Annotated in this window: 9 protein-coding genes and 1 tRNA gene; 6 read left to right on the top strand and 4 right to left on the bottom strand. The window is 38.0% G+C overall.

The window, feature by feature from the left end; all coding sequences use genetic code 11:
• The 3 genes from Q0X59_RS02940 to Q0X59_RS02930 form a co-directional block, all read left to right on the top strand.
• Positions 1-461 (top strand): hypothetical protein (locus tag Q0X59_RS02940; RefSeq protein ID WP_297643020.1); only part of this gene is annotated, 461 nt, incomplete at its 5' end.
• 56 nt (positions 462-517) lie between these two features.
• A complete protein-coding gene (locus tag Q0X59_RS02935; RefSeq protein ID WP_297643017.1) occupies positions 518-2,611 on the top strand; it encodes an FAD-binding protein in 2,094 nt (697 codons plus the stop codon).
• Positions 2,612-2,675: 64 nt separating this feature from the next.
• A tRNA-Leu gene (locus Q0X59_RS02930) sits at positions 2,676-2,766 on the top strand.
• Positions 2,767-3,090: 324 nt separating this feature from the next.
• Here the strand turns inward: Q0X59_RS02930 and Q0X59_RS02925 are convergent.
• From Q0X59_RS02925 to Q0X59_RS02915, 3 genes are all read right to left on the bottom strand, one after another.
• Entirely contained in the window at positions 3,091-3,819 is a 729-nt protein-coding gene (locus Q0X59_RS02925; protein ID WP_297643016.1) for a GntR family transcriptional regulator, read from the bottom strand.
• A 266-nt stretch (positions 3,820-4,085) separates the two neighbouring features.
• Complete coding sequence (locus Q0X59_RS02920) at positions 4,086-5,477, bottom strand: PTS ascorbate transporter subunit IIC (RefSeq protein ID WP_297643015.1); 1,392 nt, start codon at positions 5,475-5,477, stop codon at positions 4,086-4,088.
• Between the two features lie 722 nt (positions 5,478-6,199).
• The gene (locus Q0X59_RS02915; RefSeq protein ID WP_075523262.1) at positions 6,200-8,677 is read right to left on the bottom strand and encodes a phosphoketolase; all 2,478 of its coding nucleotides are present in this window, start codon (positions 8,675-8,677) and stop codon (positions 6,200-6,202) included.
• Between the two features lie 456 nt (positions 8,678-9,133).
• Here Q0X59_RS02915 and guaA point away from each other — a divergent pair, with 456 nt between their 5' ends.
• The 3 genes from guaA to Q0X59_RS02900 all read left to right on the top strand — a co-directional run bounded on the left by guaA (position 9,134) and on the right by Q0X59_RS02900 (position 14,153).
• Positions 9,134-10,696 (top strand): glutamine-hydrolyzing GMP synthase, encoded by a 1,563-nt coding sequence (gene guaA / locus Q0X59_RS02910; RefSeq protein ID WP_075523263.1) that lies wholly within the window; start codon positions 9,134-9,136, stop codon positions 10,694-10,696.
• A gap of 354 nt (positions 10,697-11,050) precedes the next feature.
• On the top strand, positions 11,051-12,757 hold the full coding sequence (pta, locus tag Q0X59_RS02905; protein WP_297643012.1) for a phosphate acetyltransferase: 1,707 nt from the start codon (positions 11,051-11,053) through the stop codon (positions 12,755-12,757).
• 166 nt (positions 12,758-12,923) lie between these two features.
• Positions 12,924-14,153, top strand: coding sequence for an acetate kinase (locus Q0X59_RS02900; protein WP_297643010.1), 1,230 nt, complete (start codon positions 12,924-12,926; stop codon positions 14,151-14,153).
• Between the two features lie 108 nt (positions 14,154-14,261).
• Here the strand turns inward: Q0X59_RS02900 and aroA are convergent, their stop codons facing one another.
• Positions 14,262-15,617, bottom strand: coding sequence for a 3-phosphoshikimate 1-carboxyvinyltransferase (aroA, locus tag Q0X59_RS02895; RefSeq protein WP_297643008.1), 1,356 nt, complete (start codon positions 15,615-15,617; stop codon positions 14,262-14,264).
• Positions 15,618-15,749 lie beyond the last annotated feature (132 nt).

Here is a 15,749-nt window from a genome sequence, read left to right as displayed (position 1 = left end):
ACACAAACAACCACACAAACAACCACACAAACAACCACACAAACAACCACACAAAGTCTTGCAATAGCGAATTGATAAATAATTGTGAATCTAATTTCAAGAAAGAAACAAAAAACAATGAAGAAAACTATTTCGAAGAATCTATAAATAATAATTTACAAAATTATATTTTGCACGCAATCAAACTATGCAAAAAACGTCACATGATTGCAAACATGGATGCAATATACAACACAACTTTAGAAATAATAAAAGGAAAAGAAAATAGATTTGAGAAAAGTAAATCAACAACAGATTCTGAAATTGAAACACAGCCAGACTCAACAGCCATGCCAGACTCAACAGCAATTCTAAACTCAATGCCATCTATTGCAGAATTTTCTGGAATAATAACTCTGCTCGAAATAAATGGTTTTATTAAAAGATACAACGATAGCTTAATACTAACAAAGAAATCCTGACGTTAAATCTAGAATATTTTGCTATAAATAATTCAATATTGTGAGAAAATAGAACTATGCCATCAACTCTTAGCGAACAATCAACTACAAATAAAAGTTCATATCCAAATATTAAATCATTGCAATACGATGTTGTGATTATTGGATCAGGAGCAGCAGGACTTTCTGCAGCTATTGGAATAGTAAAGTCAGATTCATATAAAAAACTAACAGAAAATGGCAAAAAACCATCTGTACTTGTTATATCTAAATTACAAGCTTTAAGAGCACATACAGGATCTGCAGAAGGCGGAATAGCTGCAAGTTTAAGCAATATTGATCAAGACTATTGGCAATGGCATTATTACGATACTGTTCACGGAGGAGATTGGCTTAGTGACCAAGATGCTGCAAAAATACTAGCAAAAGAAGCATCAAAAACAGTTATACAACTGGAACACTATGGAGTTGCTTTTAGCCGCACAAACGATGGACACATAGCTCAACGAAATTTTGGCGGACACACTTCTAAATTCGGTCAAAAACCGATTCGTCGTGCAGCATATGCTGCAGATAGAATAGGACATCAAATATTGTATAGTCTATGGCAACAATGCGTAGCTGAAAATATTAATTTTGCAGAAGAATGCTATGTAACGGATATTGCAATAAATCACGAGTCAAATAGAGTTGAAGGCATTGTTGCATACAATGAATCAAATGGCAACATTCTATCTATATCTACTAAATCATTATTGATTGCAACTGGCGGAGCAGGAAGACTTTTTAGTACAACATCAAATTCATGGGATTTAACAGGCGATGGAATGGCTTTAGCACTAAAAGCCGGATTACAACTAGAAGATTGCGAATTCATACAATTCCATCCAACAGGATTATCTCACACAGGAATATTGATTTCTGAAGCAGCTAGATCCGAAGGAGGAATATTACGCAATTCTAAAAATGAAGCATTCATGAAAAATTACGATTCCATACACTCAGACTTAGCACCAAGAGATGTAGTAAGCAGAGCGATTATTTCAGAAATAGATGCAGGCAGAGGCGTAGAAGATACTCATAGCGATAACTTATCAAAAGATTGCGTATGGCTAGATATGACGAATATACAAAAAGATCATATGAAAGAAGTTTTACCGCAAGTTCTTGAAACAATAGAAAAATACGGCAATTACGATCCATCTCATGATTTCATACCAATAAAGCCAACAGCACATTACACTATGGGAGGAATCCCGATTAGCTTAAACGGAGAAGTATATAAGTGGGATGGAAATCAAAAATCAGTTATACAAGGATTATATGCATCTGGAGAATGCTCATGCGTTGGAGTACATGGAGCAAATAGACTTGGGGGAAACTCTTTACTAGAAGCTTGTCTTTTTGGAACGAAAGCTGGAATATCAATAGCAAATTCAATAAAAACTTCACAAATTGACTCTAAAAATAACTTGCAAAACAACACGACTGACAGCTTAAACGACAACTCTAGTTACAACACTAGTGACAACTCAACTGACAACTACTTACAAACAAACACGCAAACAAACAATGAGCTAAATAATATAAATTTTGAAACTGAAAATACTGAAAATACTCATGAAATAAATAAATCATCTAATGAAATACTTAAAAATCTTACATTTAAGCGAGCAAATATAATTCGTCATATGCTTAGCGAAACAAAAGATAAAACAATAAATAACACAGTAGAAAACACAGAACAAAGCACAGAAAGTAATCCTTATGCCTTATTCGCACAATTAGGGAAAGTAATGGAACATGCTATTGCTGTTAGATGTAGTGAAAAAACAATTCTTGAAGCATTAAATTCAATTAGCGAAATTGAAAAAAGCGCGAGAGAATTAAAACCACGCGACACTTCTCTTATATTCAACCAAGAAATGACAACAATATACGAATTACAAAATATGATTACTCTTTCTAAAGCAATACTTTACGCTTCGTTAAATCGCCACGAATCACGCGGATCTTTCACTAGGCTCGACTACCCTAATCACAATAACGCAATTCTTCCGCAGCATTCTTTTATTGACAATCAAAATAAAATATATAACAAACCTGTCAATATTATTGATTTTCAACCGAATATAGATGCAACTAAAATTATTCTTCAAAATATCAAATAATTTGCAACACGCCGAAGCAAAGTTCACAAAAAGGTGTTATAGTTCTATCTGTTGCCTAAAATACGTCCGGGTGGCGGAATGGTAGACGCGCTAGCTTGAGGTGCTAGTGCCTATTTGTTACAGGCGTGCGGGTTCAACTCCCGCTCCGGACACCATACAGCGAGAGCTGATATATCAACATTTTTAGCCTATTTTTACACCTTAAAAATAGGCTAAATGTGTAAATAATGTGCAAAATTCTGTGATTTTATTTTTTCTTTATGCATATGCAACGATTAAATGCCATAAATTAAGCGTAAATTATGTAGGAATCCTAAGTATCACGCAAAATTAAACATTAAAGTCACGCGCAAAACAGAGCAATGCAAAACAGAGCAAACAAACGAGATAACAAAGTAATCAGCCAAAGATATCACAGCAAACATCAAGATATCAAGATTTAATCCAAAATATCAATAAATTCGAGCAATACCCAAAAACTAATTGATTGAGTGCAAATGGAAATGTATATCTCCATAATTCGGAGTATAAACAGCTACACAAAAAGCGATAATAGTTCCAAACTTATCTTTTACAACAGATTGAGCAACAAGAGCAGGAGTGCCTTCGTCAACTTCTAAAACTTCAGACATTCGATTACAAAGTTTTTCAACGTGAACTGAAATCTCATTTTCAGCAAGAGATATTGCATACGTACTAAAAAGAAAATCAGCTAAAGAAGATTCAGAAAAATCATGCGTTAAAATCTTAGGAAAACGAGAAGCATTTAAATACACTGTGCTGTAATGAGATAAAATATTATCAACATATCGCAATCGCTTTAAACAAATAAGATCCTCATCGGCATTCAAGCCTAATTGTAAAGCAGCTTCTTCATCATTTATAACATTATTTTCCAAAACCTTATATTTGATAGAACAACTAGAAGAACCACTTTCGCGATAAAATCCTTGTATACGATCAGAAATAAATTCCCTATTTTGGCTATTTATTATCCCTTTAGCTCTGAAAGTACCTCTACCCTGCTCTCGAACAAGCAAACCTTCTAATATCAAACTATCAACAGCATGCCTGAGCGTAATACGACTAACATTATATTGTTTGCAAAGCTCAACCTCTGGAGGCAACTGTTCTTCGGGATCCATAGAATCTATGCGCTGACGAAGATTATCTCGAACTGCTATATATTTTGGCACTCCATCAGGCATGACATCACTCTCCAATGTTTAATCAAATACAGTAAACAGAGCCTTTGCAATAACAATAAATCTAAAATCTAACAATCTTAAAAGTTAAAATCTTCTTAATTGCTTCACAATACTACAATAAACCGTTGCCACAATAATAATCATAAGCGCAAAATAACGCTATACAATCAAAACAGTAACAACGGCTTTTGTTTATTACTATGTGAATCAATAGTATCAAAGTTACGGATACTTATTCAAGCAATATGAAAATCTTATGAAATAATTTACGATTCTAAAACAACTTTTTCGATATTATTTTCTACTTTGCGGCGAGCCGTAATAAAAGAAACAACATAGAAAATTATTACTGAAACGATTACAGAAGTAACTAAGATAGCACGACCGCCAAAAACATTAGCATATCCAAGAGCTACACCAGTAACTCCATAATCAGCATCAGAATACGTTGAATTTACAGAACCTAAATCGCCAAGCACTGGCAAAAGCAACAAAGGTAAGAACGTGATAAAAATACCATTTACGAAAGATGCTATTACGCAACCTCTGCGTCCGCCTTGTCCATTTCCGAAAACTCCTGCAACTCCACCAGCCATAAAATGTGCAACAATTCCAGGTATTACAACTGTTGAGCCAGAAACTATCATAATAATCATTCCAAGAAGACCACCAACAAAGCTTGACAAGAATCCAATAAGAACCGCATTAGGAGCAAAACCAAAAGTCATTGGAGCATCTAAAGCTGGTTTTGCGTTCTTAACTAACTTTTCAGAAATACCTTTAAAAGCAGGCACTATTTCATCTAAAACAACCTTAACTCCTGCAAGAATAATAAACACGCCTGCAGAGAACGTTGCAGCTTTAAGAACTACAAATATAATAAAGTTTTGACCATGAGATAATTGACTTTCAATATATTGAGAACCAGCAAATAAAGCTACTACAACATAAATTATTGCCATTGAAATTGTTATAAGAACTGTAGTATCGCGCAAGAAACCTAAAGCAGAAGGGAACTTAATATCTTCAGTCGACTTAGATGGCTTCTTTTTAGAAGAAGTAAGTCGAGCAATTATTGCTCCTAATGCAACTCCAGCAGATGCAGGATGACCTAAAGCAACATCGTCTTTACCGGCAGCTTTTGTCATAAAAGGCTGAACAATAGCAGGAGAAATAGTTATAAATAAGCCTTGAGCAATAGAGCCCCACAACAATACTTCCCACATTGCAAATCCAGATACATTAAATATAACAGCAAGCATACTAGCCATATAAAATGCAACATGACCAGTTAAGTAAATGAACTTAAAACGAGAAGTTATAGATAAAACAATATTTACAATCATTCCGAAGAAGAATATAAGAGCAGACTCTGAACCATATTTCAACAATACAGTACCAATAATCGCTTCATTATTAGGTACAACACCTTGTACTCTAAAAGCATGCTGGAACATACTTCCAAAAGGAGCTAACGAATCTGTTATAACTCCAGATCCTGCAGCTAATACTAAGAAACCAACTAATGTACGAATAGAACCTTGCAAAATATCTGATATTTTCTTACGCTGTGCGATTAGGCCAATCATAGATATTAACGCAACAATTACTGCTGGCTGTCGAAAAATGTCAAGCAACACAGATAGAACACCGTTCACGGTTCACTCCTTATATTTATAAATAAAGATTGAGCCTGCTAACAATAACGAAGTTGAACGAAACTTTGCATAATAAATGACGATATATTCTGTTTAGCAAATCTAATGCAAAACAGAATCAATAAAGTGCATTAAAGTAAGTGCAAAGCAAGCGAACATGACAAGTTGATAGAACTACTCTATCTTTAATCTCTACCTTCAATATCGTATAGCTCACATGTATTTTAATGTACTTTTTAATAATATCTTTTTAACGATATAAAAACCTACATAACAACGTTTTTCTTATAAAAATTTATGATTTTCATAATATTATATGGAAAAAATACGGATTCGACACGCCGAAAAACGGAAAAATATAAGGTCAAAATCATAAATAAATTAAATTGTAAATTTATTTTACATTTTTTCAAAAAATTAAACATATGTTTTATTGTCTAAACATTTGTTTAGTTTTCAACATGTTTTTATTAAAGATGTTTGGAAGATTGCGACCAATATGACTTAATTATTACATTAAAAGATAATAAAACAATTCACAAATAATTCTATTGATTAACAAATAATTTGATTACTAAATCAAGTATTAGAGTGCAAAATCAAGTATTAGAGTGCCAAATCACCATTTTACAAATATAAAAATCGGGAGCTAATCTTTAAAAAATTAACTCCCGATTAAGCTAACAATTAGCTAAACAAGTATGAATCTAACAGTATTCACACTACTCGTTATCGCCAGCAGTTGCAGCGGTAGCAGTGACAGCGCCTGGCTTGTCAGTCTTAACGCCTGGCCACACCCAATCAGTGTAGTCTGGGTGATCAAGACCCTTGTCGACAGCATACTGGAATGCTTCAAGACGGAAGTCTTCAAGCTTCTTGATTTCGTCGGCATACTTAGCAGCATCAACCATGCGCAATGCTTCAGCAGTAAGCTCATAACGATCCATATCGTTCACGCGAACCATATCATATGGAGTTGTTGTGGAGCCCTGCTCCTTGTAACCATGAACGTTGAAGTTGTCGTGGTTTGGACGATCGTAAATCAAGCCACGAACGTCATGTGCATAGGAGTGATAAGCGAAGAGGACTGGCTTGTCTGCTGTGAAGAGATCAGTGAACTCTTCGTCAGTCAAAGCTTCGTTGTTTTCCTTAGCGGACTGCAACTTAAGCAAGTCAACAACGTTTACAACCTTGAACTTAACGCCAAGCTTGTTCAACTTGTCGGCAGCTGCCATCAATTCCTGCTGTGGAACATCGCCAACACCAGCGAGAACAACCTGAACTTCGTCATTGTTCTTAGCGTTGGAAGCCCACTTCCACTCAGCAGCACCCTTCTCGAGCTCTTCGCGAGCTTCGTCGAGAGTCAACCAAGTAGCAGCTGGCTGCTTACCAGCGAAGATAGCGTTAATCATGTTTGTGGACTTGTAAGCCTTTTCAGCAACAGCAAGCAACATGTTGGAATCTACTGGGAAGTAAATGCCAATTACGTGATCGTTGTTGAAAGTCTTGTTCAAGAGCACGGAGGTTACGCCTGGATCCTGGTGCGAGAAGCCGTTGTGATCCTGACGCCATACGTGAGAGGATACCAACAAGTTCACAGAGGAGATTGGCTTACGCCATGGGATCTCACGAACTGTAGCCTCAAGCCACTTTGCATGCTGGTTCAACATGGAGTCGATAACGTGTACGAAGGATTCGTAGGAGCTCCAAATGCCGTGACGACCGGTGAGCAAGTAACCTTCGAGGAAGCCTTCCATTTGATGCTCGGAAAGCTGTTCTGTAACCTGACCAGTTACAGCCATGTGCTCATCGACTAAGCCAGAAAGATAACCAGCATCCCACTGCTTGTTAGTTACTTCATAAGCAGCCTGCAAGCGGTTGGAAGCGGTCTCATCTGGTCCGAAGATACGGAAGGAATCTGGGTTATTCTTGATAATGTCACGAGTGTAAACGCCAAGACGACGTGTAGCTTCAAGCTGACCCCAGCCGTGACCGAATTCCTTAACTTCCTTGACTTCGTAATCCTCAAGCTTTGGAAGCTTCAAATCTTCGCGAATACGACCACCGTTGGCGTTTGGATTTTCGCCAATACGGAGTTCGCCCTTTGGCATGAAGGAAAGAACGTCTTCCTTCACAGCACCCTTTTCATCGAAAAGCTCTTCAGGCTTGTAGGACTTCATCCAGTTCTTCAAAACCTCGAAGTGAGCTTCGGTATCGCGAGCAGAAGCCAGTGGAACCTGGTGTGCACGCCAAGAACCTTCGGTCTTCTTGCCATCGATGAACTTCGGGCAGGTCCAACCCTTTGGAGTGCGGAAGATAATCATTGGATAGTAAGGACGAGTTACATCGTTAGTTTGTGCTTCAGCCTTAATATCGCAAATCTCATCGAAGATAGTTTCGAACATGTCAGCAAAGCGACGGTGGATAGAAAGATGATCCTCATCATCGAAGCCAGCAACGAACTCGTATGGCTCGTAACCCATGCCGTGGAAGAACTCATGAAGCTCTTCATCAGAAATACGGGAAAGAATAGTTGGATTAGCAATCTTATAACCATTCAAATGCAAGATTGGAAGAACGATACCATCAGTACGTGGGTTCACAAGCTTGTTGGACTGCCAACCAGTTGCCAAAGGACCAGTTTCAGCTTCACCATCGCCAACAATCGCTGGAACGAACAAGCTTGGGTTGTTCATAACAGCGCCATAAGCGTGTGAAAGTGCATAACCGAGCTCGCCACCTTCGTGGATAGAGCCTGGGGTCTCAGGAGCAAAGTGTGAAGGGATACCGCCTGGGTAAGAGAACTGACGGAAGAACTTCTGCAAGCCAGCTTCATCCTTCGTAATCTTTGGATAGTACTCAGTGTAAGTACCGTCAAGGTAAGACTGAGCAGTACCTGCTGGGCCGCCGTGGCCCGGACCCATAATAATAACAGTATTCTGCTGGTGATCAGCGATGAAACGATTGATGTGGCCGATAAGGAAATTCAAACCTGGAGTAGTACCCCAGTGGCCCACCAGACGATGCTTAACGTCTTCGCGAGTAAAAGGCTCCTTCATTAGAGGATTGCTGCGAAGATAAATTTGACCGATAGCGAGATAATTAGCAACGCGCCAATACTTGTCTACGCCTTCGATAGCTTCCTCGGAAACTGGAGCATTGAGCTTCTTCCAAGGGGTGCCAATAACAGGACTCGTCATGTGTACTCCTGTACTAAAGCACTTTTCAGTGCATTTGATCATTACCATTTTGGTTATAGAGGCTGCAAAACAAAAGTATTGCACCTCTTTTTCCATCTGCTCCAGTATAGTTCCAACGCCTGACTTTTGTTCATTTGGTTACTTCTTCGTGCACTTATGTTGAAAAAATGTGCGATTAAGTGCACAAAAAAATAGTTGTTTGTATATATTATGTTAAGTTTTATGTTCGTTTTACATATCAAATACCCTAATTCTTAACAACACACTAACAAGAAACTAACAAATCATATGCTTTTACAACAGCGAAATCTTCTAAACAAACATAAACATAAAGAAAAATAACCATAAAGCACACACATAATATATTTGTATAAGAAATTCAACATAATCAAACACTAACGTCTAAAAGCGCCACTATTATAAGTTGAATCGTGTTGAAATATATAAAGGAGAATCATGGCAAAAGGACCAGTGCTTGTCGTTGATTTTGGCGCACAATATGCACAGCTTATCGCTAGAAGAGTTAGAGAAGCAAATGTATATTCAGAACTTGTTCCCCACTCTATGCCTGTAGACGAGATGCTTGCAAAAGATCCAAAAGCCATTATCCTTTCAGGCGGCCCAGCTTCAGTTTATGAGCCAGGAGCTCCAGATATTGATCCAAAAATTTTTGAAGCAGGAGTGCCAGTATTAGGAATCTGCTATGGATTCCAAGTTATGGCACATGAATTAGGTGGAAACGTAGATAAAGCTGCACTTGGCGAATACGGAAAAACTGAAGCAAAAATTGACAACACAAAAGGATTACTTGCAAATTCTCCTATAGAACAAAACACATGGATGAGTCATGGCGTTGCAGTTGAGAGTGCTCCAGAAGGCTTTGAGGTACTCGCTCACACTCAAGGCGCTCCAGTTGCAGCAATGCAAGATGAATCTCGTAAACTTTATGGCGTTCAATGGCATCCTGAAGTAAAGCACACCCCATTGGGTCAAGAGCTTATTTCTACATTCTTACACAAATGCGCAGGATTAGAAAACGACTGGAATCCTTCAAATATAATCGATGAGCAAGTTGCAAAAATTCGCGCTGAAGTTGGGGATGCACAGGTTATTTGTGGTCTTTCAGGTGGAGTTGACTCAGCTGTAGCAGCAGCATTAGTTCATAAAGCAATTGGAAACCAACTGACATGTGTGTTCGTTGATCATGGTTTACTTCGCAAAGGTGAAGTTGAACAAGTCAAGCACGATTTCGTTAAAGCAACAGGAATTAAACTTATTGCAGTAGATGCAGAAGACGATTTTCTCGATGCACTTAAAGGCGTAAGCGAACCAGAACGTAAGCGTAAAATTATTGGCGAAAAGTTCATTCGCACTTTTGAGAAAGCTCAACGTCAAGTTATTGAAGAAGCTGGAAAATCTGGCGCAGAAGTCAAATTCCTAGTACAAGGCACGCTTTACCCAGATGTTGTGGAATCTGGCGGCGGCGATGGAGCTGCAAATATTAAATCTCACCATAATGTTGGAGGACTACCAAAAGACTTAAAGTTTAAGCTTATTGAACCTTTACGAACTTTATTTAAGGATGAAGTTCGCGCTATTGGACACGAACTTGGACTTCCAGATGAGATTGTATGGCGTCAACCTTTCCCAGGCCCAGGTTTGGGTATTCGTATTATTGGAGAGATTACTCGAGAACGTTTAGCACTTCTTCGTGAAGCTGACGCTATAGCTCGAGAAGAACTTTCTAAAGCCGGTCTTGATCGTGATATTTGGCAATGCCCTGTTGTACTTCTAGCAGACGTACATTCTGTTGGAGTTCAGGGCGATGAACGCACATACGGATCTCCAATTGTGCTTCGTCCAGTAAGCTCTGAAGATGCAATGACAGCAGATTGGTCACGAGTACCTTATGATGTTTTAGCAAAAATCTCCACTCGCATAACGAACGAGTGCCGTCAAATCAATCGAGTTGTACTTGACGTGACTTCTAAGCCACCTGCAACAATCGAATGGGAATAAATCGATATAAAATCGATATAAAAATAGTATTGTCAGCATATGTTGGCAATACTATTTTTTTATTTGTAAATTATAAGTCGCGTCTTAAAAATCATAATCAAACAAAAATAAAACCAAAAACAGAACCAAAACCAAAGCAAAAACCAGAACCAAAACAATCTAATCTACATAAAACTAAAACAAAACGCGTATACTTCGCATGTACACTATTAAAATGGTTTAAAATGATAACGAAAATAAAGTTGCGCAGTTCGCACAATCATATACAATGCAAAATTACACAACTTTGTTCTAGAAAATTTAATATATGATTAAATGCATATTAAACACGAACCGAATCAAAGGAGAAAAGGCGTGTCACTAACTAATGTTTCTATCATAAGTGCGCAATGCAATAATGGGCGTAATGTTGTTGCTATAGGAATCACAAATTTATTAGCACACAGACTTTCAACAACTATTTTTAGACCATATGCTCATAAAGACGATGCTTTCACTGCTTCACTTTTAAAACTAACTAACAGCAACACTAGCTTTGATAATGTTATAGGTGTAAGCGATTTAGAAGTAGAAGATAATAAAGAAACAGTAAGAGGAGATATTGTTGCATCTTACAACGAATTATTAAATAAAACACAAGCTCAAGCTTGCGTAATTATTACAAGCGATTACACTCCAGTATACGATCCTGACATTTTCGCTTTTGATGCACAAGTATCAGCTGATTTAGCATCTCCAATTTTCCTTGTTGTTTCATCAAAAAATCGCACCTCGAAACAAGTATTAAAAACTATCGATGCACAAAATGCAAGAATCGTTAAAGAAAGTTCAAAAGTTATAGGCATTTTCGTCACGGATTGCAACGAGAAAATAGGCTCTGCAATAATACGAGATTATACATCTCAAAATTGCTCAAATATTGAAGGTAAAGTTTCTCATATACGTAACACTCCGCTTTGGGTTCTTCCTGAAATAGATAGCAATAATATTGAGCAAACAATAAAAACTTTCGAAGAATCAGTTAAAGAAGAAGACGTATTAAACGCACTACACCAAACATTCAAACGCGCGATTACGCCTTACGCTTTCCAATACAATCTTTTAGGTAAAGCTAAAGAAAATAAAAAAACAATAGTTCTTCCAGAAGGACAAGAGGATCGCATTCTTAAAGCAGCTGATTACCTCTTGCAACGAGATATAGTAAATCTTATTATCGTAGGCGAACGCGATTCAATCTTAGAACGCGCTGAAGAATTGAATCTAGATTATATATGCAAAGCAAGTTTCCAATCTATGAATGACGAAGCAATGCTTAAGCATATGATTACTAAACTTTGTGAGCTACGTGCAAAGAAGGGGCTGAGCGAACAGGAAGCTAGAGAGCAGCTGAAAGATGCGAGCTATTTTGGAACTATGCTAGTAGTTCTAGGTCAAGCTGACGGTCTTGTTTCTGGCTCAATAAATTCAACTGCAAATACAGTTCGCCCTGCACTCCAAGTAATTAAAACTAAGCCTGGAACAAAATTAGTTTCTGGAGCGTTTATAATGTGCTTCAAAGATCACGTTGCAATATTTGCAGATTGCGCTATTAATCCAAATCCTAATGCTGAACAATTAGCTGATATCGCTATTCAATCAGCGAATACTGCAAAAGCATTTGGACTAGATCCTAAAGTAGGCATGCTTTCATACTCAACTCTCGGATCTGGAAAAGGGCCAGACGTCGATATGGTGGAAGAAGCAACACGATTAGTTCATGAAAAAGCGCCAGATTTACAAGTTGTTGGCTCTATTCAATTTGATGCAGCATGGTCCCCAACTGTTGCATCATCAAAAGCTAAAGGAAACTCTATTGCAGGTCATGTGAATGTATTTGTATTCCCAGATCTATGTGCAGGCAATATTGCTTATAAAGCTGTACAACGTTCTAGCGGAGCATTAGCAGTAGGCCCAATCTTACAAGGACTTAATAAACCTGTTAATGATTTATCTCGAGGAGCATTGGTACAAGATATTATTAACACAGTAGCCCTTACAGCTATTGAAGCACAATCCAAATAAATAAATAAACTAACTAACAAACAAAATAAATAAACTAACAAACTTAAAAATGCTGTAAATTACTTACAAACATTTAATGTACTATAAGTAGTGTTGTATAAACTTACATGTACACTTGGCTGTGGCAATTTACTAGCCTTATCAATACTTTATGGAGGATGCCCCCATGGCAAAAACCGTTCTTGTTATCAATTCTGGTTCTAGTTCAATTAAATATCAACTCGTTGATCTTGGAAGTGGCGAAGGTATTGCTTCCGGTATAGTTGAGAAAATCGGTGAGCCAGTTGATGGCCACTATAAGCACGTATTCAATGGCGAAAAACATGAATTCGATGAACCAGTTCACGATCATGAGCAAGGTTTGAAACGCGTACTTGGATTCTTCGAAGAATATGGTCCAAAGCTTTCTGAATCTGGCATTGTAGCTGTAGGTCACCGAGTTGTGCAAGGTGGCTTAACATTCCCTAAGCCTGCATTAGTAAATGCCAAGACAATTAACAAAGTTAAAGACTTGGCAGTTTTAGCTCCACTTCACAACGGTCCAGAAGCTGTTGGAGCAGAAGTTATGAGCGAACTTTTGCCAGACGTTCCACAAATTATGGTATTCGATTCTTCATTCTTCCACGATTTGCCACAAGTTGCTGCAACTTACGCTTTGAACAAGGAAATTGCAAATCGCTACCATATCCGCAGATACGGTGCTCACGGAACTTCTCACGAATACATTGGTTCCGTTGTTCCAAGCGTTGTTGGAAAACCTGCTGAAGGTTTGAAACAAATCGTTTTGCACATTGGCAATGGCGCTTCCGCTTCTGCTCAAATTTCCGGCAAGCCAATTGAAACTTCTATGGGCTTAACACCACTTGAAGGTTTAATGATGGGTGGACGCACTGGTGATATCGATCCAGCAGTAGCATTCCACCTTATTCGTAATGCTCACATGAACGTTGATGAGCTTGATACTCTCTTCAACAAGCGTTCCGGCATGATGGGCATGACTGGTCATGGTGATTTGCGTGATATTCATAAACTTATTGCTCAAGGCGATGAAGACGCTAAGCTCGCTCTCGGAGTATACGTTCATCGCATCGTAGGATACATTGGCAATTACACTGCTCAAATGGGCGGAGTCGATGTAATCACATTCACTGCTGGCGTTGGTGAAAATGATGAAATCGTACGCGCTAAAGTATGCGAAAAGCTTGAACCATTCGGCGTAAAGCTCGATAAAGAAAAGAACTTGGTTCGCTCTAAAGAACCACGCATTATTTCCACTCCAGATAGCTCTGTGATTATTGCTGTTATTCCAACTAATGAAGAGTTGGCGATTGCACGCAAGGCTGCAGCTATTGCTGAAGCTGGCGAAGATACCTACGGCAACAAGTTTGAGCGCTAAAAAATCAAGTTTGTAGCGTTCTCTAACATTCTGCACAAAATAATCCCGGGTTCCATTTAGGCTCGGGATTATTTGTTTATTCGGTCATTTTTTTATTCAAGTATTTGTTTATTCAAGCATTTTATGCCACATTCCCGGAAAATCAGGAATAGTTTTTCGAGTTGTGGAAATGTTTTTGACGCGAATGTTTTCTATACGCAATCCAAGCATTGCAGCAAACGTTGCCATCCTGTGGTCTGCATAAGTTTCCATCACTTCCCCATGCATATTATTCCTTGGCTCAATACGAATTCCATCCTCAAGTTCTCTAGATCCAATACCAACTCGATTCAATTCTTTAACTAAAGCTTGCAAACGATTAGTTTCATGACCACGCAAATGCGCAATACCATGAAGTTCACTTGTACCATCCGCAAAAGCTAAAATAGCTGCAATACTTGGAGCAATCTCCCCTGCTTGACTTAAATCAAGATACGGAATTGCTTTAATAACACCATTGCTTACTACATGAATTATTCCAGAATCATCACTTGTTTTTTCAAAACTAACTTTTGCACCCATTTTTTCTAATATTTCAGGAAGTAAGACTCCAGGTTGAGTTGAAGAAAGCGGCCAATTAGGTACGCTAACACTTCCTCCAGCAATCAATGCTGCTCCTAAAAATGGCGCTGCATTTGAAAGATCTGGCTCTACGCTAACAATATCAGGCAATGTTAAATCGCTATATTTAATACTCCAAACTTTATTTTGAAGAACTTCTACTTCCCCGCCAGCTTTACAAATATCATCTATAGTCATACGTATATGAGGCATACTAGGCAAAATTTTACCAATATGCTCAAGCTCTAATCCGCCAGGAATGCGTGAACCAATTAACAGCAATGATGAAATAAATTGTGAAGATGCTGACGAATCTATGCGCACAATCTTTTTAAAACTATTTTTAAGAATTTCACTCGAAGGCGGAGTAACAGTAAAAGGCAAAAAACCAACTTCCCTATGGTATGTTACTTTTGCACCAAGTTGCTCTAAAGCATCAAGAACAGGTTTCATAGGACGCGCGTATGCTTGCGAGTCGCCATCAAAACGCACTGAATTATCCGCAAACAAAGCTAAAGCAGAAACAAATCGCATTACAGTTCCAGCTAACCCACAATATACTTCAGCATTATTTTTTACATGAAAAACTCCATCTTTGGGCGCAATCACACGAATTTTCGTCCCATCATCACTTAAAGACTCAGTTTTAACACCAAATACAGATAGTGCATTAAGCATAAGTTCAGTATCACGCGAGCGCAATAATCCTTGTAAGACAACTGGCTTAGTGCTAACAGATGCAAGAATTAAATATCGATTTGACAAAGATTTGCTACCAGGCAAAGTTACAGTTGCATTCAAAGGATTAGAAACATATGGAGCATACCAAAAATCGGATTGCATTGTTTCGTTAAGCTCACTCATACTACGATACTATCTAGCAATATGTACGCAAAAAGAAAAAGCATGTTTTAAAATAAAAAAGCGTGTTTTACACAAAATAAAAAAGCGTTATTTTAAAAATAAAAAGCGTGTTTGACACTAAAAGCAATTCTG

This window comes from uncultured Gardnerella sp. (genome assembly GCF_947280595.1).
Taxonomy (GTDB): Bacteria; Actinomycetota; Actinomycetes; order Actinomycetales; family Bifidobacteriaceae; genus Bifidobacterium; species Bifidobacterium vaginale_A.
The sequence above is the reverse complement of the archived record's forward strand: the minus strand, read 5'-3'. Positions and strand labels throughout refer to the sequence as shown.